19 protein-coding genes and 1 tRNA gene are annotated in these 21,622 nt (G+C 49.3%); 1 reads left to right on the top strand and 19 read right to left on the bottom strand.

The window, feature by feature from the left end:
- Window positions 1–36: 36 nt before the first annotated feature.
- The 10 genes from HMPREF9443_RS03330 to larAH10 all read right to left on the bottom strand — a co-directional run bounded on the left by HMPREF9443_RS03330 (window position 37) and on the right by larAH10 (window position 10,046).
- On the bottom strand, window positions 37–1,647 hold the full coding sequence (locus tag HMPREF9443_RS03330; protein WP_009145097.1) for a peptide chain release factor 3: 1,611 nt from the start codon (window positions 1,645–1,647) through the stop codon (window positions 37–39).
- 15 nt (window positions 1,648–1,662) lie between these two features.
- Window positions 1,663–2,289, bottom strand: coding sequence for a hypothetical protein (locus tag HMPREF9443_RS03325; RefSeq protein WP_009145096.1), 627 nt, complete (start codon window positions 2,287–2,289; stop codon window positions 1,663–1,665).
- 552 nt (window positions 2,290–2,841) lie between these two features.
- Window positions 2,842–2,918 (bottom strand) — tRNA-Pro (locus tag HMPREF9443_RS03320).
- Window positions 2,919–2,979: 61 nt separating this feature from the next.
- Window positions 2,980–3,891 (bottom strand): homoserine kinase, encoded by a 912-nt coding sequence (thrB, locus tag HMPREF9443_RS03315; protein WP_009145094.1) that lies wholly within the window; start codon window positions 3,889–3,891, stop codon window positions 2,980–2,982.
- 12 nt (window positions 3,892–3,903) lie between these two features.
- A complete protein-coding gene (locus HMPREF9443_RS03310; protein WP_009145093.1) occupies window positions 3,904–5,208 on the bottom strand; it encodes a homoserine dehydrogenase in 1,305 nt (434 codons plus the stop codon).
- A 34-nt stretch (window positions 5,209–5,242) separates the two neighbouring features.
- The gene (locus tag HMPREF9443_RS03305) at window positions 5,243–5,686 is read right to left on the bottom strand and encodes an ACT domain-containing protein (protein WP_040564968.1); all 444 of its coding nucleotides are present in this window, start codon (window positions 5,684–5,686) and stop codon (window positions 5,243–5,245) included.
- Window positions 5,687–5,894: 208 nt separating this feature from the next.
- On the bottom strand, window positions 5,895–6,452 hold the full coding sequence (gene efp / locus HMPREF9443_RS03300; protein ID WP_009145091.1) for an elongation factor P: 558 nt from the start codon (window positions 6,450–6,452) through the stop codon (window positions 5,895–5,897).
- Window positions 6,453–6,478: 26 nt separating this feature from the next.
- On the bottom strand, window positions 6,479–7,552 hold the full coding sequence (locus HMPREF9443_RS03295) for an aminopeptidase P family protein (RefSeq protein ID WP_009145090.1): 1,074 nt from the start codon (window positions 7,550–7,552) through the stop codon (window positions 6,479–6,481).
- A 199-nt stretch (window positions 7,553–7,751) separates the two neighbouring features.
- Window positions 7,752–8,714, bottom strand: coding sequence for an L-lactate dehydrogenase (locus HMPREF9443_RS03290; RefSeq protein WP_009145089.1), 963 nt, complete (start codon window positions 8,712–8,714; stop codon window positions 7,752–7,754).
- Window positions 8,715–8,747: 33 nt separating this feature from the next.
- Window positions 8,748–10,046, bottom strand: coding sequence for an NPN-dependent 2-hydroxyacid racemase, LarAH10 family (larAH10, locus tag HMPREF9443_RS03285; RefSeq protein WP_148495317.1), 1,299 nt, complete (start codon window positions 10,044–10,046; stop codon window positions 8,748–8,750).
- A 113-nt stretch (window positions 10,047–10,159) separates the two neighbouring features.
- Between larAH10 and HMPREF9443_RS03280 the strand changes: the two genes are divergently transcribed.
- The gene (locus HMPREF9443_RS03280) at window positions 10,160–10,657 is read left to right on the top strand and encodes a flavodoxin (protein WP_009145087.1); all 498 of its coding nucleotides are present in this window, start codon (window positions 10,160–10,162) and stop codon (window positions 10,655–10,657) included.
- Window positions 10,658–10,737: 80 nt separating this feature from the next.
- Here the strand turns inward: HMPREF9443_RS03280 and HMPREF9443_RS03275 are convergent, their stop codons facing one another.
- The 9 genes from HMPREF9443_RS03275 to hflX all read right to left on the bottom strand — a co-directional run bounded on the left by HMPREF9443_RS03275 (window position 10,738) and on the right by hflX (window position 21,452).
- Window positions 10,738–11,859 carry an amidohydrolase gene (locus HMPREF9443_RS03275; RefSeq protein WP_009145086.1) on the bottom strand — a complete coding sequence of 374 codons (1,122 nt, stop codon included), beginning with the start codon at window positions 11,857–11,859 and terminating at the stop codon, window positions 10,738–10,740.
- 77 nt (window positions 11,860–11,936) lie between these two features.
- On the bottom strand, window positions 11,937–12,770 hold the full coding sequence (locus HMPREF9443_RS03270; RefSeq protein ID WP_009145085.1) for a MetQ/NlpA family ABC transporter substrate-binding protein: 834 nt from the start codon (window positions 12,768–12,770) through the stop codon (window positions 11,937–11,939).
- A gap of 198 nt (window positions 12,771–12,968) precedes the next feature.
- The gene (gene tsf, locus HMPREF9443_RS03265) at window positions 12,969–13,847 is read right to left on the bottom strand and encodes a translation elongation factor Ts (protein WP_009145084.1); all 879 of its coding nucleotides are present in this window, start codon (window positions 13,845–13,847) and stop codon (window positions 12,969–12,971) included.
- 40 nt (window positions 13,848–13,887) lie between these two features.
- Window positions 13,888–14,625 carry a 30S ribosomal protein S2 gene (gene rpsB / locus HMPREF9443_RS03260; protein WP_009145083.1) on the bottom strand — a complete coding sequence of 246 codons (738 nt, stop codon included), beginning with the start codon at window positions 14,623–14,625 and terminating at the stop codon, window positions 13,888–13,890.
- A gap of 199 nt (window positions 14,626–14,824) precedes the next feature.
- Window positions 14,825–15,751: a calcium/sodium antiporter gene (locus tag HMPREF9443_RS03255; RefSeq protein ID WP_040564965.1), complete on the bottom strand. Its 927-nt coding sequence runs from the start codon at window positions 15,749–15,751 to the stop codon at window positions 14,825–14,827.
- Between the two features lie 206 nt (window positions 15,752–15,957).
- The gene (locus tag HMPREF9443_RS03250) at window positions 15,958–17,439 is read right to left on the bottom strand and encodes a tripartite tricarboxylate transporter permease (protein WP_009145081.1); all 1,482 of its coding nucleotides are present in this window, start codon (window positions 17,437–17,439) and stop codon (window positions 15,958–15,960) included.
- Window positions 17,440–17,451: 12 nt separating this feature from the next.
- Window positions 17,452–17,922 carry a tripartite tricarboxylate transporter TctB family protein gene (locus HMPREF9443_RS03245; RefSeq protein WP_187363685.1) on the bottom strand — a complete coding sequence of 157 codons (471 nt, stop codon included), beginning with the start codon at window positions 17,920–17,922 and terminating at the stop codon, window positions 17,452–17,454.
- 407 nt (window positions 17,923–18,329) lie between these two features.
- The gene (locus HMPREF9443_RS03240; protein ID WP_009145079.1) at window positions 18,330–19,580 is read right to left on the bottom strand and encodes a methionine gamma-lyase family protein; all 1,251 of its coding nucleotides are present in this window, start codon (window positions 19,578–19,580) and stop codon (window positions 18,330–18,332) included.
- Window positions 19,581–19,619: 39 nt separating this feature from the next.
- A complete protein-coding gene (gene hflX / locus HMPREF9443_RS03235; protein WP_009145078.1) occupies window positions 19,620–21,452 on the bottom strand; it encodes a GTPase HflX in 1,833 nt (610 codons plus the stop codon).
- Between the last annotated feature and the right edge of the window lie 170 nt (window positions 21,453–21,622).

The following is a 21,622-nucleotide window of genomic DNA, read 5'->3' as shown; positions in this document are numbered from 1 at the left end:
GAAAGCGTTTTTCCTGATTTGTAATTGTAATTATCTTTAGATTTTCTCCACATCAGCAGGTACCGTCAGGAACTGAATACCAGGATTTCGTTCCAGAATCCAATTCAGGGACCACTCGTTATTTACAAGAATAACAGGTCTGTCCTTTTTATCATAAACAAGCATTCCGTTATCCAAGCCTTTAATGTTCTCAATCAGCTTCTTATCCTCTGCATATACCCAACGTGCAACGGAGTACGGCAGCTGGTTCATCAGCAGCTTAGAACTGTACTCGTTAAGCAAACGGTATTCCAGAACCTCCAGCTGCAGTACGCCGACAACGCCGACGATGTAGCTTTCAAGACCTACGCCCTCCTGACGGAATACCTGAATAGCACCCTCCTGCGACAGCTGGATGATGCCCTTTTCAAACTGCTTGCGTTTGAGGGAGTCCTTAGGCTGTACGCGGGCAAAAATTTCCGGCGGGAATACGGGGAAATCTTCAAATTGCAGCTTCAGGCTGCTGTCGCTCAGGGAATCACCGATACCGAAGATACCCGGATCAAAAACGCCGATAATATCACCTGGATATGCTTTTTCCACTATTGTGCGCTCCTGAGCCAGGAACTGCTGCGGCTGTGCCAGCTTAACCATCTTACCGGATTGCTTGTGGTAAACGCTCATTCCCTTGTCAAAGACGCCGGAACAAATACGCATGAAGGAAATTCTGTCACGGTGAGCAGGATTCATATTAGCCTGGATTTTAAAAACAAAAGCAGAGAATTTTTCGTTCTCCGGTGACAATATTGTACCATCTTGCAGCATTCTTGGCTGTGGCATGGGAGACATTTCCAGGAATTTTTCCAGGAAGCTCTGTACGCCGAAGTTGGTCATAGCACTGCCGAAGAACATCGGAGTCAGCTCGCCGGTGTTAACCTTTTCCATATCGAATTCATCGCCTGCCATGTCCAGCAGCTCGATATCGTTGCACAGGTTTTCGTAGAGTTCGTCGCCCAGCATCTCTTTGATTTTGGGATCGTCCAAAGAACCGGTAGTGGATTTCAGCTTGTTGGCACCATGGCTGGTGTCATCCTCGAACAGCTCGATAGTGTTTTCCAGACGGTTGTACACGCCCTTGTAATGGCCGTCGATACCGATAGGCCAGTTAATCGGATATGCGCGGATGTTCAGCACCTTTTCCAGCTCGTCCATCAGGTCGAAGGGATTACGGCCGTAGCGGTCCAGTTTGTTGATAAAGGTAAAAATAGGCAGACGGCGGCGGTGACAAACCCAGAACAGCTTCTTGGTCTGCGGCTCTACGCCCTTGGCAGCGTCAATCAGCATAACAGCACTGTCGGCAGCCATCAAAGTACGGTAGGTATCCTCGGAGAAATCCTGGTGACCGGGGGTATCCAGAATGTTTACGCGGAAGCCGTCGTAATCAAATTGCAGTACGGAAGAAGTAACGGAAATACCACGCTGCTTTTCAATCTCCATCCAGTCGGATACAGCGTGCTTGTTGCTCTTTCTAGCCTTTACAGAGCCTGCCAGGTGAATAGCTCCGCCGTAAAGCAGCAGCTTTTCGGTAAGGGTTGTTTTACCTGCGTCAGGGTGAGAAATAATAGCGAAGGTACGGCGTTTCTTAATTTTATCCATCAATTCTGTCATTATGTATATGCTCTCCTATTTCTTTAAATTTTTGGTAATCCTGGCAATTTCATCCTCATCGGAAACCAGCTCGTCTACTGCCGGATAATCAGCGTTCTGCTCCTCGTACAGCTTGTAGGCATCAAGAATCTGCATTTTGATGTAGTCGGGAACAGGGATTTCCGTCTGCAGCTCACCGCGCATGGTTACGCGGAAGGCAACGTTCTCGTAGCGTTCACCGCTGTAGGTTTCGCAGGTGAAGGAAGTACGCATGAATTCATCCTTAAAGGTGCAGTCCTTCAGGATGTGCGCCTTGCGCTCCTTATCCCAGGCTGCATAAATTTTATACAGCTCCTGCTGTGCCTCCACCGGCACGTCCTCGCCCAGGACAACGGTTTCGGTTTCATCTATCGGCGTGCAGTCCATGTTGTTGTAGACTGTGCCGTCCTCCAGCTCCAGGTCAACTGTCAGCACATAATCAATCTCATGAAAGCTGGCTGTTTTAATCTGCCATTTCTGCTGCCAGCGGGCAATACATTCCGGGCAGATAAATTTGGTATCGCGAATGCTGTTGTTCATGTAATTATCACGATAATACAATTTTTCTCCGGGCACAAAATGTTCGCCGCATTCACTGCAGACGAATTCCAAGGTACGAATCATCGGTCAAAACCTCCCAATATAATATGAAAAAGCCCTTACTTCGAATGCAAGGCGCTCTGCTATAACAGTAATCAGTAATGCCGTGGCTGTCGGGAAGCTATATTCCCAAGCTGTAAGCCTTCGGCCTGATGTTTTGCAGCTTTTGCTGTCAATTACTGTTCAAATTGCTTTGTTATGCCGTCAGCAACAGTTTTATTTACCTCTGCTGCCCGGCAGCTGCGCAAAATATATTCACACGTTCTATATTATAACATATCAGCTTGTTTTTCCCTAACAATTTTTCTTTAAAATGGGGGTTGTTGGGGACGTATCGCAAAGCGAATTGTATAAAATGCTTACTTCTCACATTTTTATAAGATTTTTTGTGTTCCGAATCACACTTTTATGTAAATTTACGCAAATAAAAAGAACCAAAATCGGTTCTAAGTTTATAAGATTAGTTTTTCCTAAGCTCATATCGAGAGCATTATTATATTTTCTCGCGTGCCCCAACTTCCTTTTAAACATGAAAAAAGCCTTTACGTTAAAACGTAAAGGCTATAAGTCCGACATTGGTCGGAGCGGCGGGATTCGAACCCACGACCTCTTCCACCCCAAGGAAGCGCTCTACCAAGCTGAGCCACGCCCCGAATCACAAGGAGTATTATACAGGTTTATTTGGATTTTGTCAACACTATTTTTTAAAATATTTTAAACTTTTTTTACACCGTCTGTATCCAGGTCCAGAATATGGTAGCAGGCGTGTTCATTATTGGCCGCAAACACATCAACCATGGCCTTGGCAATGCGCTCACAGTCTGCCTCCGGCGAAGCATACGCCATCACCGTAGAGCCTGCACCGCTGATAATAGCGTTATATGCGCCTGCCTCTTTGGCAGCCGCAAAAACGTCGGGCAAGCCCGGAATCAGATGCGCACGGTACGGCTGATGCAGCTTATCCTCCAGCGCCATGCCCAGATACTCATAATTGCCGCTCAGCAGCGCACCGACCAAAAGCGAAGCTCTGGAGGTGTTATATACTGCGTCCTTGTGCGGTACAGTCTTGGGAATAGCCTGACGCGCAAGCGACGTAGGCAGCTTGCTGTCGGGAACGACGGCAATGAACTTCAATGGCTTGGCAGGCAGCAGACGCAAAGAATGCGCCTTCTCCTGCTCCATATAGCTGATGGTGAAGCCGCCGTACAGCGCCGGTGCCACATTATCCGGGTGGCCCTCGATTTCCGTAGCGATATCGAGAAGCTCATCCTTGGTATAATGGTCATCACACAAAGCGTTGGCTGCAAACAGACCGGCAACAATCGCACTGGAGCTGCTGCCCAGACCGCGGGACATAGGAATGCGGTTGAGCATCTTCACCTTCAGACCGATGCGTTGGCCGTCGGTTACGGCGTTCCACACGCGCAGAAAGCTGGCAAAGGCCAAATTACGGCCAAACGGCTTCAGATAATCTGCGCCCTCGCCTTCTACCTCCAGCTGGAAGCCCTTCTTATCGGTTATTTCATAGCTTACTTCGTTATACAGATTGCAGGCCAGGCCGAGGGTATCAAAGCCGGGGCCGCAGTTAGCTGAGGTTGCGGGAACCTGGATAAATACTTTTTTCATGTTGCCGCCTCTTTATGCCAAATGGCTGTCTTCTACACGAATCACACAGCTGATTGCTTCTACTACCGGCAGTACGCGCAAAATTTGCAGCGCCATCTGCAGATTAGCCTCCGAAACACTGTGAGTAATTACAACAATTTCCGTCTTGTTGCTCTTAACATCATTAGTCTGTACAACATTGCGCAGGCTCACGTTCTGTGCGCCGAAGGCTGCAGCGATAGCTGCCAGTGCGCCCGGTTTATCTGCTACCTGCAGACGGATATATGCCGGTGCGGACATCTTGTCAGGCGGACAGAGGCGTTTTTCCTCAAAGCATGTGCAGCTGATGCGTCCGGTAGACTGATGCTGCATATTGCGGGCAATATCAATAATATCGCCGCAGACAGAGCTTGCAGTCGGCAGACGACCTGCACCGAGGCCCAGGAACATTGCCTCACCGATAGCGTCACCGTTGACGAATACAGCGTTATACACGCCGTTTACGCCTGCCAGCGGATGGGAAAGCGGAATCATCGTCGGGTTAACACGCAGGCTGACACCGTTTTCCGGATCGTTCTTGGCGATTGCCAGAAGCTTAACTGCGTAACCGAGGTCAGTTGCATATTTGATATCGCAGGCTTCGATGCTTTCAATGCCTTCAACCTGCACATCGTCCAGATTGAAGCGGGTATTGAAGGCGATAGATGCCAGAATAACGATTTTACGCGCAGCATCCAGACCGCCTACATCGGCAGTAGGATCGGACTCTGCATAGCCCTTGGCCTGCGCTTCCTTCAGTACCTCGTCGTAATCAAGGTGTTCGTTAGCCATCTTGGACAGCATATAGTTGGTGGTGCCGTTCACGATACCCATGATAGAGGTAATCTGATTGGCTGCCATACTGGTTTTCAAAGGTCCAATGATAGGAATACCGCCGCAGACGCTGGCTTCAAACATAAAGTCGCAGTTGTGCTCATGTGCCAGCGGGAACAGCTCGGCACCGAATTTGGCCAGAACGTCCTTGTTGGCAGTAACAACATGCTTGCCGTTGGCAAAGGCTCTGGCGATAAATTCCTTGGCAGGATGCTCGCGGCCCAGCAGCTCAACGATAATATCAATATCCTTATCCTCAAGCACTTCGTCAGCGTTGTCGGTGAAAATATATTTATCGCCGTATTCCTGTTTCAGGCGGTCTACATGGCGGTCAAGCACCTTGGTGATTCTTACCGGCTTGCCTACCTCTTTGGCTATTTTCTCTGCATTTTTCTCTAAAACCTTCAGCACGCCGCCACCGACAGTGCCGGCGCCCAACAGACCAACATTTACAAAATCCTTCATTTAGTACCCCTCCAATACCTAAATAAGTAATCGATTATACCTGACCTAAAACTTCCAGACGTTTTACGCCGTCAATCATGCGCAGCTTGTCCAGCAGAGCCTCCAGATCTACCGTCAGATGCTTGGTTTCGATAGAAATAGTGGTGTTGGCAACGCCCTGCAGAGGAATGCCCTGGTTGATGGTCATGATGCTGCCGGAATCGTCGGCAACAGTATTCAGGACCTTGGACAGCACACCGGATTTGTGCTCCAGCAGTAAGGACAAGGTAATAATTTTTTCCTTGCTTGCTTCATAGAACGGGAAAACGAAATCCTTATATTTGTAATAAGCACTGCGGCTCAGGCCCATTTTTTCAACTGCTTCGTTGATAGTTTTGATTTCGCCGCGTTTGAGGATTTCTTTAACCTTTATAGTTTTTTTAATTGCTTCAGGAAGAATTTCTTCGCGAACCAAATAGAATGTGGATTTTTCAGACATACTAGTGTCCCCTTTCTTCATACAAAATTCTTCTAATATTATACCACTGTTCTCTTGAAAAGTACACTTGTTATTTTTGTAAATTCTGAACAAATTCAGTGTACAATATAAGTACATATGCATACAAAAAAAGCTGCCGCAGGCAGGTTCCGTCACCGTGAGTAACAGAACAAGCCTGCAGCAGCTGCTGCGTAATTCTTAATTAAAATTAAGCGCGGGAAATGTAGTCGCCGGTTCTGGTATCGATAGCCAGAACATCGCCCTCGTTGATGAACAGAGGAACTTTAACAACATAGCCGGTATCCATGGTAGCGTTCTTGCTGCCGCCGGTTGCGGTATCGCCTTTGATGCCGGGTTCGGTTTCAACTACGGTCAGTTCTACAGTGTTCGGCAGATCAACGCCCAGTACACGGTTGTCATAAATCATGATTTTAACGTCCATGTTCTCTTTCAGGAAGTTCAGTGCGCTGCCCAGAGTTTCTTTGCTCAGCTCGGTTTGTTCGTAGGTTTCATTATCCATGAATACATACATGCCGTCGGATTCATACAGATATTGCATTTCGCGACGGTCGATGTGAGCCTTCGGCAGACGCTCGCCTGCGTTGAAGGTACGCTCAACAACAGCACCGGTGCACAGGTTACGCATTTTTGCACGTACGAAAGCAGCACCCTTACCAGGTTTTACGTGTTGGAATTCAACAACCTGCCAAGCGTCGCCATCGATAGTAACAGTTACGTTGGTTTTAAATTCGTTTGTGGAAATCATTGGAAGCCCTCCTATAAATTTAAATATTAGACAATTTCAATAAGCTGCTTTTTGACACCGTTCAAGGCTCTTGCCCCATTCTCTGTCAAAACAACAGTATCTTCTATACGTACCCCGCCTTTACCGGGAATGTATATACCGGGTTCAATAGTGAAGATCATGCCTGTCTGCAGCACCGTAGCGCCACGCTTGTTGATCATCGGCATTTCATGGATTTCCAGGCCTACACCGTGACCTGTTCCATGCACATAATAATCGCCGTAGCCGCAGGCGGTAATGCTGTCACGCACAATAGCGTCCAGCTCTCTGCCGGTCATGCCTGCTTCGGCAGCCTTCAGGCCCTTGCGCTGTGCTTCTTCAACTATAGTATAAATTTCCTGCTGCCAGGAATTTGCCAGACCCACTACCAGGGTACGCGTCATATCGGAATGATATCCCTTATAGACAGCGCCGAAGTCAAAGGTAATAAAATCACCGACCTCGATAACCTTGTCGGATGCCATGCCATGCGGCAAAGCACTGCGTACGCCGGAGGCTACAATCGTATCAAAGGAAGTCTTTTCACTTCCCAAGGCACGCATATAGTATTCCAGACGGCCTGCCAGACTGCGCTCGGTACAGCCAGGCTTGATATCCTCCAGCAGATGGATAAAGGCTTCGTCAGCAATGCTGGCAGCCTTCAGCAGCAGGTCCAGCTCTTTTTTATCCTTAATCATACGGATATCGCTGAAATCAATACTCTGCATGTAGGTTTCGCCCAAAAGCTCGTGCAGCACAGTATAATCATCATAGCTGTAATACGCTCCGTCAAAGCCTACTACCTGCGCTTGGGCATTCTTTGCCAAATCAGCGGCGGCAGCCCAGATGCTGTGCGCACCTGTCGGAGTATACTCCAGCACCTTGAAGAACTTCATTTCGTTTCTGGCCTGCTCTGTATAACGGCCATCCGTAATCAGCACGCCCTGTTGTCTGTCCAGATACAGCAGACTGGAATCTCCTGTAAAGCCGGTCAGATAACGGATTGTGGTAACATCCTTAATAATGACACTGTCTACCTGCAGCTTGGCCATATGCTCCAAAACTCTATTGATACGCGTCATGATATTACCCTCTTTCCATAAAACTGATGATAGCTATGAATCACCTAAATATTTTACCACTCATTGGCAAAACTTTCAACTATTATCTTTGCTAAGGCACTTTTTTTGTTAACTTTGTAGCATAACCAGCAAAAAAGCAGGCCGTAAGCAGCGCCCTGCAGCGTTGTCGGCCTGCCCTTTCAAAGACATACTATAAAAATTATTTACATTCGGCAGGAGCAATGCCTTCTGCGGTTTTGATGTTCTTACGTACATCGTCGCAGCATTTATGGAAGTTTGCCAGCTCCTCAGCAGTCAGAGGCAGCTCCAGCACACGCTCTGCGCCGTTTTTGCCCAACAGTACGGGAACGCCTACAAAGACATCCTTTTCGCCGTATTCGCCGTCAAGCAGCATGGAAGCAGGCATAATGCGTTGCTCGTCGTTGAAAATGCAGCGTACCATACGTGCTGCGGTAGAGCAGATGCCGTATTCGGTGCAGTGCTTGCCGCTGTAGGTTACCCAGCCGCCGCCGATAGCGCGTTTTTGCAGCTCCGGTTTGTCAAAAGCAAATTTAGGATCCTCGTGCTCCAGAGAGCTTAAAGGAATGCCGTTGAAGTTTACGCAGGACCATGCAGCCATTTGGGAAGCGCCATGCTCGCCAATCATGTAAGCGCTGATGGATTGCGGAGAAACGCCGGTCTGCAGAGATAAAGCAGATACCAGACGGGAGGTATCCAGACCGGTACCGGTACCGATTACATGGCCTTTCGGCAAACCGCTTTCGCGATAAAGGATGTTGGTGATAACATCGCAAGGATTGGTGATGTTAACAATGAAGCCGTTGAAGCCGCTGGCCATAACCTTGTGGATATAACCTTTAACCTGTGCTGCGGTAAAGGTAAGCTCGTCCAAACGGTCACCGCTGGCAACCAGGTCGATATCGCCGATGCAGTTTACAATAGCATCGCAGTCGCCCAAGTCAGCGTAGGTACCGCCGTTGATTTTTACATCATGCGGGCAATACAGAATTGCGTCACGCAGGTCCTGTACCTCGGCAGCCAGCTTGGATTCTTTCGGATCTACCAGCACCAGCTCGGCAGCAATGCCCTGAATAGCCAGGCTGTATGCAACATGAGCACCAACGTGACCTAAACCGATAATACCAACTTTTCTTGTTTTCATAATTAAGTTCCCCCCAAATTATTCTTTAATATTTTATTTGTCCAAAATAGGCAGCGTAGCTGACGCATGGCCCATAATGGTAATATTGTAATCCTTTTTGCCCTGCTCTGCAAGTTTTTCCTGAGCCATATCCCAGGCCTCCTGCAAGGATGCACAGGGAATATGACCTGTCTTGCGGACAAAGTCGAAGTTCTCGGGACGTGTTACCAGATAAGCGGTTACATCGTTGACAATGCAGCGCGCCTTGAAGGCAACAAAGGCCGGAATAGTGAAATTAGCACGGATATCCTTTTCAAACTGCTCCATATCGTTACGGCTGAAGCAATCCGTAAAGATAGCAGGCTCCTTAATATCCGGGCAGTCCAAAGTGAAAATCATGATGCCGCCGTGCTTAACCGCAAACTGTGCGTTCATGTGGCACTTGGTAGCCTGATACAGATTCAAATCCTTGGGATAACCGCCTGCGGAAGCAATTACTACATCAGCCAGCTGCTTGATGTGTACGCCTGCCATAGCCAGCAAATCCTTACAGCCTTTCTGCCATGCCTCGTACCAGTGGCCTGCAACAACCTCGCTGATTTCTCCGTCCGGAGTAAACACAGTGTTCACCAGAAAATCCGGATTCAACAGTTTGCAGGATTCATACATATCCTGATGAATGGGATTGCCCTCGAGCAGACTTGCGTCACAGGCCTTGTTGCAGCCTGCGCCTTCTACCGGAGACATAGTCATGCAATGGTTTTTCATAATGCTGTCATATGCCGCTACGCCCGGCATAACAGCCTTGCGTCCGCCGCCGAAGCCGGCAAAGGGATGCAGCGTTACAGCACCGGTCAGAATAACTCTGTCGGCATTGGCAACATATTTGCTGATAGCAACATCATTGCCGAAGGAGGTTTGCCCAAGCAGTACCATGTCCTCGCTCTTGCGGGAGTCATGCTGAACTATTTTCAGACGGCGTACCATCTCCTCGCCGCAAACGGTGATATCCTCTTCATGCGTATGACCGCGGTGGGTACCGGTAGCAACAATAACAGTGATGTCCTCGTCCTTTACGCCCACACTGTTCAGCTCGGCCACAATAACCGGCAGAAATTCGGACGTGCCGCACAGACGTGTGATATCGCTGATGACAATGGTTACAGTTTCGCCTGCATGCACAATTTCTCGCAGAGGCTTGGTACCGATCGGGTTACGGATTGCTTCGGTAGTAGCGGCAACAACGTCCTCGCAGACGCTGGATTCATTGCCGTGTATATCATATATAACGCGCTCCTCGGGGAGCAGTACCTCTTCCTGTCGTTTGCCTATTGGCAGAAAGTACTTTTTCATCGACATCCCTCCATTTGAAAAAACTAACTTTATTATACATGAAATCAGCTAAATATACAAGCTGACAGTAAAACTGTAAAGAAAATTCAGCCTTTGTCTAAAATTGTGTTATAATGTTATTATATGAAAGCGAGGTTCCCATTATGAAGAAAACTCTTATCGCCTATTTTACACGCACAGGCATTACCAAAAAACTGGCCGAAGACACCGCCAAGCAAACCGGTGCCGATCTTTTTGCTATCGAGCCGGTAAAAGAACATTCCTCCTCTTATCTTATCTGCGTAGGCCAGGCCAAGCTGGAAAACCTGCAAAACGCACGTCCTGCGATAAAGGCTAAGCCGCAGAACCTGCAGGACTATGACACCATTGTGGTGATGTTCCCTATCTGGTGGTTCACCTGCCCCAATATCATCCTCACCTTCCTGGAGGAAAACGACCTGAGCGGCAAAACAGTTATCCCTGTCTGCACCTACGGCAGCAGCGGTAAGGGCAGCAGCGAAAAGGCTATGACGGCAGTTTGCAAGGACGCAACCTTTAAGCCCTGCATTGAAGCAACCGGCCTCAAAGATAAGGCTGTTGCAGCCATTGCCGCAGTAATCGAAGAAGCATAAGAAGCGTAAAATTAAGGCTTCCGCAGTTTGGCAACACCTTACTGCAGAAGCCTTTTGCTTTATAATTTTTCAGGATATGCTTACGGCTTTACGCATAAAATACGCTGCGTAAGATTTGTCAGCACGTTGATGGCATTAGCCAGCGCGCTGTGGTCAAAGTGCATATCACGGTCATGCAGACGCGGCTCCAGGTCGCAGCCAATGCCCAGGCTGGCAGTTTTCAGCTGCGGACGCTCCTGCTTGAAGAAGTTGAAGTCCTCGCCTACCGTAATATTGGCAGCGGGAATCAGTCCTCCCGCTCCCAGCTCTGCGGAAATTACCTCCTGCGTCAGCGCCAACAGTGATGGGTCAGCCTCCGCCGCCGGGCAGGTGCCGACAATATGACAGTCCGCCTCCGCGCCATACACCTTCGCCGTATTCACGACGATATCTTCTACCTTGCGGCGCAGCACCAACATCTCGGCGTTCGACGTACTGCGCAGGTCAAAGCCGATGCTTACCTTGTCACAGATAGCGTTAAGCGAGCCTGCGCCGCCCATAAAGCGGGTAGTCTTGATGCTGCCGCCCAAAAGCGGGTTGCTGTGCAGTGCGTTGATGGCATTCACGATAGCGGCACCGGCATCAATAGCGTTCACGCCCAGATGCGGCTGGGAGCCATGCGCTGCCAACCCACGGATTTCGCCTTCCATCAGGGTGCAGGCCGTCCAATTGATCTGCGCTATAATCTGACCACTGCGTGCCATATCCTTCGGCATTACATGATAACCCAAAGCGTACTGCACATCATCCAGTGCGCCTGCCTCCAGCATTGCCAATGCGCCTCTGCCGATTTCCTCCGCAGGCTGGCAAAGAATCTTCACGCGGCCGCAGGCGAGGCCCTGCTCTTGCAGCAGCTTGGCTACGCCCAAAGCGATAGTCATATGCGCATCATGACCGCAGGCGTGAATAGGCGCCAGCGAACCGTCCTCGTTTTTAAAGAGCAGGCAATCCATATCGGTGCGCACTGCTACCGTAGGTCCCGGCTTGCCGCTGTCGAGCACAGCGGTAAGTGCTGTAGTATTGCCAACGTTTTCTGTTACGTCGTAACCTAGCTTACGCAAAAAATCTGCCAGAAAGGCTGCCGTCCTAACTTCCTTGAAGGCAGGCTCAGCCAGAGCATGCAGCTTGGGCCATACTTCATTAATATATGCTTGAATATCCATAAAATTACCACCTTTGCATAGACAAAAGGCCAACGGCAAAGCTCCCGCAGGAGTTTTGCACGTTGACCATGAGCTCATTATTTGTTATCCCAGCCTAAGTATACAGAACCGGGGAATTTCTTCTCGATGAATTCTGCATTTTCCTTAGATTGATATGCTTCCTGGAAAATCTTCAGACGCGGATCGTTCAGGTCCTTTTCCTGTACAGCAACAATGTTTACATACAGAGAATCCTTGGTTTCACGCAGGATAGGATCCTTGGCAGGGTCCAGGCCGGCGCTGATAGCGTAGGTAGTGTTGATAGCTGCGCAGGTCAGATCATCCAGACTGCGGGGAATTGCTGCAGCCTCCAGCTCGATAATTTCGAAATGATGCGGATTTTCGGTGATATCCTTAACGCTGGTAGTAACATCCTTCGGGTCTTTAACCTTAATCAGGTTGTTGGCAGCGAGCAGCAGAATAGCACGGCCGCCGTTGGTCGGATCGTTAGGAATACCGATTTTTGCACCGTCGGGAATGGTGTCGCCGGGTTTCAATTTTTTAGAATAGATGTTAATCGGGAACAGAGCGGTGTTGAAGGCTTTAGCCAGCTTGAAGGAAGGCTCCTTCTTCATAGTTGCCTTCAGGAAGGGCTCGTGCTGGAAGCAGTTAGCCCAGATTTCACCGGAAGCCAGAGCGGAGTTAGGAGTTACGAAATCGCTGAACTCTTTAACCTCAATCTTCAGGCCCTTTTTCTCGGCAATCTTCTTTACGTTATCCATAATAATAGCATGAGGACCGGGGTTTACGCCTACGATAACCGGCTTATTCATATCTACCTTGCCGTCATCTTTAGAACCGCCGCAGCCTGCAGCTACAAGAGCAAACATTGTCAGTACGCCCACAAGAGCGTATTTTAAAAACTTATTCATTATACATTAACCTCCCCAGCAGTTTACTAGACTGCTAAAACAAAATACATTGCTATTATATGCTTTTGCCATAGCATAGTCAAGAAAGAAAAATGTATACTATTTTACACTTTTTAAAAGTTTTGCAGTGCAAAAAAGAGGCTACCACAATTTCTTGTGATAGCCTTAAATGTTCAGTTGCAGTCCAAACTAAACGGATTATTTAATTTGAGACATAACCTCTGCAGCGAAGTCCTCTTGTTTCTTTTCGATGCCTTCGCCCAGTTGGAAACGGGAGAATGCCAGAACTTCAGCGCCTGCAGCTTTTACCAGTTTGCCAACGGTTTGGTCCGGATCTTTAACGAACTCTTGGTCAACCAGGCATACTTCTTTGTAGTATTTGTTGATACGGCCCATAACCATCTTCTCGATGATTTTTTCCGGTTTGCCTTCGTTTTTAGCTTGCTCGGACAGAACTTCTTTCTCGTGTTCCAGCTCAGCAGCCGGTACTTGAGAGCGTTCCAGATAGCTCGGGTTAGCAGCAGCAACATGCATTGCAACGTCTTTACCCAGTTCAGCATTGCCGCCTTTTAATTCAACAACAACGCCGATTTTGCCGCCGCCATGGATGTAAGCAGCAACAACGCCTTCCGGAGCTTCGTACAGAGCGAAACGACGAACGGAAATCTTTTCGCCGATTTTAGCAACGCTAGCGGTTACCAGAGCTTCAACGGTTTGGCCGTCCAGCTCGGAAGCCAGCAGAGCTTCTACGTCAGCCGGTTTGGTAGCTACGATATGAGCAGCAATTTTTTCAACGAGTTCTTTGAAGCCGTCGGTTTTAGCCACAAAGTCGGTTTCGCAGTTAACTTCTACGATTGCACCGATCTTGCCGTCAGCGCTAACGAAAGAGCCAACAACGCCTTCAGCAGCGATACGGCCGGCTTTTTTAGCAGCAGCAGCCAAACCTTTTTCACGCAGGAAGTCGATTGCTTTGTCCATATCGCCTTCTACAGCGGTCAGTGCTTTTTTGCAGTCCATCATGCCAGCGCCAGTACGCTCGCGCAGTTCTTTAACTAATGCAGCAGTAATTTGAGCCATCAGTTATTCCTCCTCAAAATGTAATATATTAACGTTAGGATTATTCAGCTTCTTCGGTTGCCGGAGCTTCTTCAGCAGCAGCTTCTTCGGTTTGCATACCTTGACGGCCTTCCAGAACAGCGTCAGCCATTTTAGCAGTCAGAAGTTTTACAGCGCGGATAGCGTCGTCGTTTGCAGGGATTACATGATCGATTTCGTCCGGATCGCAGTTGGTGTCAACGGTTGCAACGATAGGAATGTTCAGTTTGTGAGCTTCCAGAACAGCGATGTGCTCTTTGCGGGGGTCAACGATGAACATAGCGCCCGGCAGTTTTTTCATGTCTTTGATACCGCCCAAGTATTTGGTCAGTTTTTCCATTTCATGTTTCAGGCTGATAACTTCTTTCTTCGGCAGCAGGTCGAAGGTGCCGTCAGCTTCCATAGCTTCCAGTTTGCGCAGACGTGCAATACGGGTTTGGATGGTTTTGAAGTTGGTCAGCATGCCGCCCAGCCAACGCTCGTTAACGAAGAACATGTTGCAGCGGGTAGCTTCTTCTTTCATAGCTTCTTGAGCTTGTTTTTTGGTACCAACGAACAGAATGTTTTCGCCAGCAGCAGCAACCTCACGGATGAAGTTGTAAGCTTCGTCAACCTTTTTTACGGTTTTTTGCAGGTCGATGATGTAGATACCGTTACGCTCGGTGAAGATGTACGGAGCCATTTTAGGGTTCCAACGACGGGTTTGGTGACCAAAGTGTACACCAGCTTCAAGTAATTGTTTCATAGAGATAATAGCCATTTTTTGTTTCCTCCTGTTTTTTCCTCCGCAGGAATGGGTTATAATTCTTCTCTACGCGGCAAAACGTAGCAACAGATGAATTTTCCTGCGTGTGTTATTTTTACACCAAAATATTTTACCATAAATTCCGCAAGCAGGCAAGAGATTTTTACTGCTTGCGGAGGGTAAATGTTAAATTTTTTACATTATAATGCTGTGCTTACAGAATATACCCCAGATATGCCGCATAGCACATCAGCATCAGCGCCCCGGCCCAGCGTTGCAGGCGCTGAGTACGCAGCACGCACAGCCACAAAAGCACTGCCGCACCAAGCGCTACATAGGTATCAAAGTTGAAGGCAGATGCGAAGGGAATATCGATAATCAGCGAGGACAAGCCTACTACGAAAAGAATATTGAAAATGTTGCTGCCGACGATATTACCGATGGCAATATCCGCGTTACCGCGGCGTGCCGCCGCTACAGAGGTGAACAGCTCCGGCAGCGAGGTGCCCAAGGCCACAATCGTCAGGCCGATAAAACGCTCGCTAAGTCCAGCATAGGTTGCAATAGAGGTTGCTGCGCCAACGGTAACATTACTGCCGGCAATAATCAGCGCCAAGCCGCCAACTGCACCCAAAAGGCAGCGTCCCAGCGGCAAACCGGGCTCTTCCAGATCACTGTCGACATTGCTCTTCATCGCCATGGTGTACAGATACATCATATATGCGGCAAAGGCTACCATGAGCACGCCGCCGTCCGCCAGACTGATACTGCTGTCGCGTCCCTGATAAAACAGCAGTGCGGTAACACCAATCATGAAGGGGATTTCGATGCGTACGGTAGAACGCGCTACCGCAATCGGTACGATAGAAGCCGCAAGGCCTAAAATAACAAGTATGTTAAGAATATTACTGCCTACGATATTACCGATGGTAATATCCGCATTACCCTTAACCGCCGCCGCGATACTTACCGCTGCCTCCGGTGCGCTGGTGCCCATCGCCACGATAGTAAGGCCGATTACCAGCTGCGGAATGCCAAAGCGCATGGCAATACCTGCCGCGCCCTCGACAAACCAATCCGCACCCTTACCGAGCATCACAAAGCCTAAAGCCAATAAAACAAACTGTAAAGCTATTTCCATTTTCTTCCTCCTTGATTTGCAGCCGTCCCTAAAAACAAAAAAGCGAGACATTGCTGCAATAAAATTACAACAAAGTCTCGCTACTTAGTCACAAAGCCGGATTGCCAAAGCAATCGTACTGACGACAGAGTGAACACGCCATGCGTGCAAGCTACTCCCTTTATATGCTTAGTTTAGCTAAACGCAGGGAGTTTGTCAAGTAAAATTTAGCTTCTTTTGAACAGCTTGCCGAAAAGCGGCGAAAGCAGTGATAAAAGTGCTGCCACCAGGAAGAACAGGCACAGCGGACGCTGGAAGAAAATAGCAAAGCTGCCGTCGCTCATAATCAGCGAGCCGATAAAGTTCTGCTCTGCCATACCGCCTAAGATAATGCCGATGATAATCGCCGACATGGAAAAGCCCAGCTTATTCATAAAGTAACCTAAGAAACCGCTTGCTACCATCAGATAAACATCGTTCAGGGAATTATTGTAGGAATAAGTGCCCACGAAGGTCATCATCACGATAATCGGCAGCAGAATGTGTACAGGCACGTTAACAACCTTCATAAAAAGTTTGATTAACGAAAAGCCCATAATACCCATAATCACGTTAGCTAAGAGCAGACCGATGAAGATAGCGTAAACATCAGGTGCCTTCTCCACAAAAAGCAAGGGACCGGGCTGCAGGCCCTGAACCATCAGCGCGCCCATCATAATTGCCGTTGCGCCGTCGCCGGGGATACCCAGCGTCAGCACAGGGATGAAGGCACCGCCTGATACAGCGTTGTTGCCTGCCTCGGAGGCTACAATGCCCTCGGGCTCACCGTTGCCGAAGTTCTTGCTGTGCTTAGACCAGCGTTTAGCCTGATCATAAGAAACAAAGGAAGCAATATCGCCGCCGGTACCGGGCACACAGCCGATGAAGGTACCGATGAAGGAGGAACGCAAAAGCGTGCTGAACACCCTCTTGATATCGTCAAACGAAGGCAGCAGACGGTCCAGCATCATGTGCTGCTCCTTGCGTTCATTATGATAATAATCCTCAATACTGCTCAACACCTGCGCAAAGGCGAACACACCGATCAGCACAGGGATAAAGGATACACCGCCCATAAAATAGTTGGAGTCCAAAGTAAAGCGGATTGCACCGCTCATACCGTCAATGCCGACGGTCGCCAGGAACAGACCGATAAGACCGCCCATAATACCCTTGATAACACTGCCGGAGGAAACACTCGTAATAATGCTGAGGCCGAAAATAGCCAGAGCAAAATATTCCGGCTTGGAAAACTGCAGTGCAACCTTCGCCAGCTGCGGTGCCAGCAAAATCAGGCAGATAGTACTGAAAATACCGCCAAAGGTGCTGGCCAAGGTGGAAAGACCGAGAGCACGTCCGGGCTGCCCCATCTTCGTCGCCATCGGATAACCGTCCAGCGTTGTCGCTACGGAAGCAGGCGTACCCGGAGTCTTCAGCAGGATTGCCGAAATACTGCCGCCATAAATCGCACCGCAGTAAATTCCCAGCAGCATCAGAATGCCGCCGATACCGTGGAACGTAAATGCCAGCGGAAACAGCAGCGCCAAACCCATGTTAACGCTCAGGCCCGGCATACAGCCGAAGGCAATGCCCACCAGCACGCCGAAGAAAAGTCCCAGCAGATTCATGGGGACGAAAATCATATTTAATGCGCTCATTATATCAACCATCAGTATGACCCCCTACTCCATGAAAACAGATTGCGGCATCTGCGTATGCAGCAGCATGCCGAAAACAAGATAAATAAACAGCAGACTAAGCACCGTTGTCAGGCCGATTACCTTATAATTGCGATAATCCATAAGACGCATAACAGCCGGAATCATAAGTGCCGCTGCCGGATAAAAGCCGAGAATGCTGATAAGCACGCAGAACACAACAACAAGTCCCATCATTAAATAAACGCGCTTGTTGCCTGTCGAAGAAAGCTGCACCTTCACGCCATGTAAATCAGTTTTATTGATAAAGGTATAAAGCAGCAGCAAAACCGAAACAGCGCCCAGCACCGCCCCCAGCGTAAAAGGCCAGAAGCCGGGACCGGGGCCGTTCTCCGTAAACTCCAGCGGAAAGGCTGCAGCCGCCTGCATAATCAGACCGCCGATAACAGCGCCCAGCACGCCCACTATATAATTACATACTGCCATATTATTCATATAAATCATCCTTAAACAACTCCGCCATCAAAATTGACGTCAATTCGATGCCAGACTAAATTGAGTAACCGAAACTTTATTGCAAAGTTAAGAGCAAACTAAAATGGATAAATGAACTCTTATTGCAAAGCTAAGAGCAAACTACATTGAGTAACTTAACTCTTAACATAACGTTAAAAGCAAACTAAATTGAGTAATTAAATTCTCATGCAGAGAAATAATAATTGCAGCGAGTAAGTGTTTGGAACCACCGAAGGGCCGAAACTGTCTGAGCGCTATGCAAGCTAATATTGTATAATTTTTTAGCTTAGCGCGAGTTTTTCGGCACTTCGTCTTGGTTCCACACGAAACGAGCGCCCGCAATTCTTTTGAACGGAATGAGATTTAATTACGAATCTTTAACTTTATTACGCCTCTTTGGGGCCAACACGCTTAGCCGCCGCCATAATCGCCAGACGACCATGCTCAAAAGTCAAACCGCCCTGGAAGAAAACATTAAACGGCTCACGGCACGGACCATCGGCACTCAGCTCAATAGAAGCGCCCTGTACAAAGGTACCAGCAGCCATAATAATCTCATCCTGATAACCCGGCAGCGGACTCGGAACCGGCTCAACGTGCGCATCAACAGGAGAATTGCCCTGAATAGCAACGCAGAAATCGCACAGACGCTGCTTGCTCTCCAAGGTAATAGCCTGAATAATATCGCTGCGGCGTTCCTCCGGCAGCGGCTTAACATCATAGCCCAGGCCCTTGAAAACAGCAGCCGCAAAAATAGCAGTCTTAACAGCCTGCACCACAATATGCGGAGCCAAGAAAAGTCCCTGATAGAACTCACGCGCGGTATCGCCCAGAGTTGCGCCCATCTCGCCGCCCAGACCGGGAGCAGTAAGACGGTAGGAAGCATTCTCTACCAAATCCGCACGGCCGACAATATAACCGCCGGTAGGAGCCAAGCCGCCGCCCAGATTCTTAATCAGAGAGCCTGCCATCAGATCAGCGCCAACCTCGGTAGGCTCCTGCTTCTCGATAAACTCGCCGTAGCAGTTATCAACAAAGCAGATAACATTCGGGTTAGCTTCCTTAGCAGCACTGCAGATACGGCCGATTTCAGCAACGTCAATAGTCTTACGTTCGCTGCTGTAGCCGCAGGAGCGCTGAATATGAATCATCGTAGTCTTGGAGGTAACAGCGTTTTTTACAGCCTCCAAATCAACATGGTCGCCCTTCATCGGCAGCTCCTTATAGGTTACGCCCAGGTCAACCAAGGAGCCGGGAGTTTTAACCGGAGAGCCGATAATAGTCTGCATAGTGTCATAAGGAGCACCGGTTACGGCAATCAGCTCATCGCCTGAGCGCAGGTTGCCCAACAAAGCAACTGCCAGCGCATGAGTACCGCTGACGAACTGAGAACGCACCAATGCAGCCTCGGTTTTGAACAGCTCTGCGTAAATCAAATCCAGAGTATCGCGGCCCACATCACTGTAGCCGTAGCCTGTAGTAGGCTTCAAGTAATAGTCGGAAACCATGTTATTACGGAAAGCCGCAATAACCTTTTCAGTATTGTACAAAGCTGCTGCTTCCAGCTCTGCGGTATGTTTAGCAACCTCAGCTAAGGCTGCCTGCTCTAATGCATTGTAATCAACCAAAATTCTCACCTGATATTTTTATATTTTTCGGCATAACGCCAATTAATCCTAAGCCTTGGCATCTGCAGCAAGATACTTGGCAAACTGCTGTACCTGCTCCGCGTCCAGAAGCACCTTCAGCAGTGTGCCCTCCGCCAGATATTCCTGCTCCAGTACAGTGCCTGCATCATGCAAGCGTCCTACCGCAGCGGAATCGCTGTAAGGCACGAGGAAGCTCTCCTCTACCGCCTTCAGCTTCAGGTTCTCCGCAATCAGCGCCAGCAGGCCGTCAAGATTATAACGTGCCTTGGCGGAAATGCAGATGCTGTTTTCTTCCTTGCTCAAACGCTCTGCCAGACCGGAATCCGGCGGCAGCTTATCAATTTTGTTATAAACCGTGATAATTGTCTTATCCTTGGCACCCAGCTCATCCAGAACCTGATAAACAGCAGCAGCCTGCTCCTTATACAGCTCGTGGCTGACATCAATAACGTGCAGCAGCACGTCGGACTGCACAACCTCCTCCAGCGTAGACTGGAAGGCTGCAACCAGCTGATGCGGCAAGCGTTGGATAAAGCCGACAGTATCTGTCAAAATGGCCTGCTGCTTATTCGGCAGATCTAACTGGCGCGTAGTCGGGTCCAGCGTTGCGAAAAGCTGGTCCTGCGCGTAGATATCCGAATTAGTCAGCGTATTCAAAAGCGTGGATTTTCCGGCGTTGGTGTAGCCCACAAGGCTTACCGTAGGCACACTCGCCTTCGCGCGTCCTGCTCGGTGCAGAGTGCGCACACTCTTAACCTTGCCGATGCATTCCTTAATATAAGCAATGCGGTCACGGATGCGACGGCGGTCAACCTCCAGCTTAGTTTCGCCGGGACCGCGGGTACCGATGCCGCCGCCAAGACGCGACAGCGCCAGGCCCTTGCCCATAATACGCGGTAGCGTATATTGCAGCTGCGCCAGCTCAACCTGCAGCTTACCTTCATTAGTATGCGCACGTTGGGCGAAAATATCAAGGATAAGCGCCGTGCGGTCAAGCACACGCACACCCATTGACTGCTCAATATTACGCTGCTGTGCCGGCGAAAGCTCATCGTCAAAAATGCACAGGTCTACGTTCTCCTGCTGCACATAAAGCGCCAGCTCCTGCACCTTGCCGCGGCCGATAAAGAACGCCGGGTCCGGCTTGGGGCGCTTCTGCAGGAATCTTGCCACAACCTCCGCACCGGCAGTATCTGCCAGCTGCTTCAGCTCCTCCAAAGAATCCTCAGCCGTCCAGCCGCTGCTGTTGGGAGCACCATATTCCATGCCCACGATAATCGCACGCTCGGTTCCCTGCGCCAGGCTTGCACTGCCCGTCTGCTTATCAAGGATGCGCTCCACCATCGCCGCCAGATTCGGGAAGAACACTCCCTCCGCCTCCTGCAGTGTCAGCGGTCCGTAGCATTCCACCTGATATTGCTCGTTATCGTCAATACCGGTAATCATGCCGAAGCTCATCTGCGACTGGCTGATATCAGGCGAAGTAACGCCGACAGCAATCATCGCATCAAAACGGTTATTCTTCAGCGCGGAAATATCCACACCGCTGAGCAGCGGATTGCCGTTGGGATGAGTATGCACACAGCGCACACCGCTCAAACGGCTGGCACCACGTCTGCCCTCAACCGGAGGCAGCTCCACACTCTGATCATTGCCCACCGATACGGCAAGCACCTGACCGTTGCGCGCAACGTAAACGCTCACCTCGCGGTTAATAAAATCAGTAACATCCGCCATACGCAAAGCCAGCTCGCTAGTCAGCAGCTGACCGCCCTCCAGACGGATATCATAAAACGTTTTTAATTCTTCAATAACGGAATTACGGATACCCTTCAGGTTGCCGTAAATTTCATTCGCCATGGGTATTCACCTCCAATTGGGGTTAACTTAGCAATTTGCTTATTGAAAGGCTCCCCTTGGGGAGTAGCTTAGCAATTTGCTTATTGAAAGGCTCCCCTTGGGGGGAGCTGGCGCCCGTCAGGGCGACTGAGAGGGGCTTGTGCACTAGTCAACAAATTTTAGACACAAAT

This window comes from Phascolarctobacterium succinatutens YIT 12067, assembly GCF_000188175.1.
Classification (GTDB): domain Bacteria; phylum Bacillota; class Negativicutes; order Acidaminococcales; family Acidaminococcaceae; genus Phascolarctobacterium_A; species Phascolarctobacterium_A succinatutens.
This window is presented reverse-complemented; position numbering and strand designations above follow the sequence as displayed.

Bases quoted from the DNA above. Each gene is read 5' to 3' on its own strand.
- HMPREF9443_RS03325 (WP_009145096.1), bottom strand. From the start codon at position 2,289: ATGATTCGTACCTTGGAATTCGTCTGCAGTGAATGCGGCGAACATTTT.
- thrB (WP_009145094.1), bottom strand. From the start codon at position 3,891: ATGAAAAAAGTATTTATCCAGGTTCCCGCAACCTCAGCTAACTGCGGC.
- HMPREF9443_RS03245 (WP_187363685.1), bottom strand. From the start codon at position 17,922: ATGAATAATATGGCAGTATGTAATTATATAGTGGGCGTGCTGGGCGCT.
- HMPREF9443_RS03270 (WP_009145085.1), bottom strand. From the start codon at position 12,770: ATGAATAAGTTTTTAAAATACGCTCTTGTGGGCGTACTGACAATGTTT.
- HMPREF9443_RS03330 (WP_009145097.1), bottom strand. From the start codon at position 1,647: ATGACAGAATTGATGGATAAAATTAAGAAACGCCGTACCTTCGCTATT.
- HMPREF9443_RS03280 (WP_009145087.1), top strand. From the start codon at position 10,160: ATGTTATTATATGAAAGCGAGGTTCCCATTATGAAGAAAACTCTTATC.
- efp (WP_009145091.1), bottom strand. From the start codon at position 6,452: ATGATTTCCACAAACGAATTTAAAACCAACGTAACTGTTACTATCGAT.
- HMPREF9443_RS03305 (WP_040564968.1), bottom strand. From the start codon at position 5,686: ATGTCTGAAAAATCCACATTCTATTTGGTTCGCGAAGAAATTCTTCCT.
- larAH10 (WP_148495317.1), bottom strand. From the start codon at position 10,046: ATGAAAAAGTACTTTCTGCCAATAGGCAAACGACAGGAAGAGGTACTG.
- hflX (WP_009145078.1), bottom strand. From the start codon at position 21,452: ATGGCGAATGAAATTTACGGCAACCTGAAGGGTATCCGTAATTCCGTT.
- HMPREF9443_RS03255 (WP_040564965.1), bottom strand. From the start codon at position 15,751: ATGGAAATAGCTTTACAGTTTGTTTTATTGGCTTTAGGCTTTGTGATG.
- HMPREF9443_RS03310 (WP_009145093.1), bottom strand. From the start codon at position 5,208: ATGAAGGATTTTGTAAATGTTGGTCTGTTGGGCGCCGGCACTGTCGGT.
- HMPREF9443_RS03250 (WP_009145081.1), bottom strand. From the start codon at position 17,439: ATGGTTGATATAATGAGCGCATTAAATATGATTTTCGTCCCCATGAAT.
- HMPREF9443_RS03290 (WP_009145089.1), bottom strand. From the start codon at position 8,714: ATGAAAACAAGAAAAGTTGGTATTATCGGTTTAGGTCACGTTGGTGCT.
- tsf (WP_009145084.1), bottom strand. From the start codon at position 13,847: ATGGCTCAAATTACTGCTGCATTAGTTAAAGAACTGCGCGAGCGTACT.
- rpsB (WP_009145083.1), bottom strand. From the start codon at position 14,625: ATGGCTATTATCTCTATGAAACAATTACTTGAAGCTGGTGTACACTTT.
- HMPREF9443_RS03275 (WP_009145086.1), bottom strand. From the start codon at position 11,859: ATGGATATTCAAGCATATATTAATGAAGTATGGCCCAAGCTGCATGCT.
- HMPREF9443_RS03295 (WP_009145090.1), bottom strand. From the start codon at position 7,552: ATGACGCGTATCAATAGAGTTTTGGAGCATATGGCCAAGCTGCAGGTA.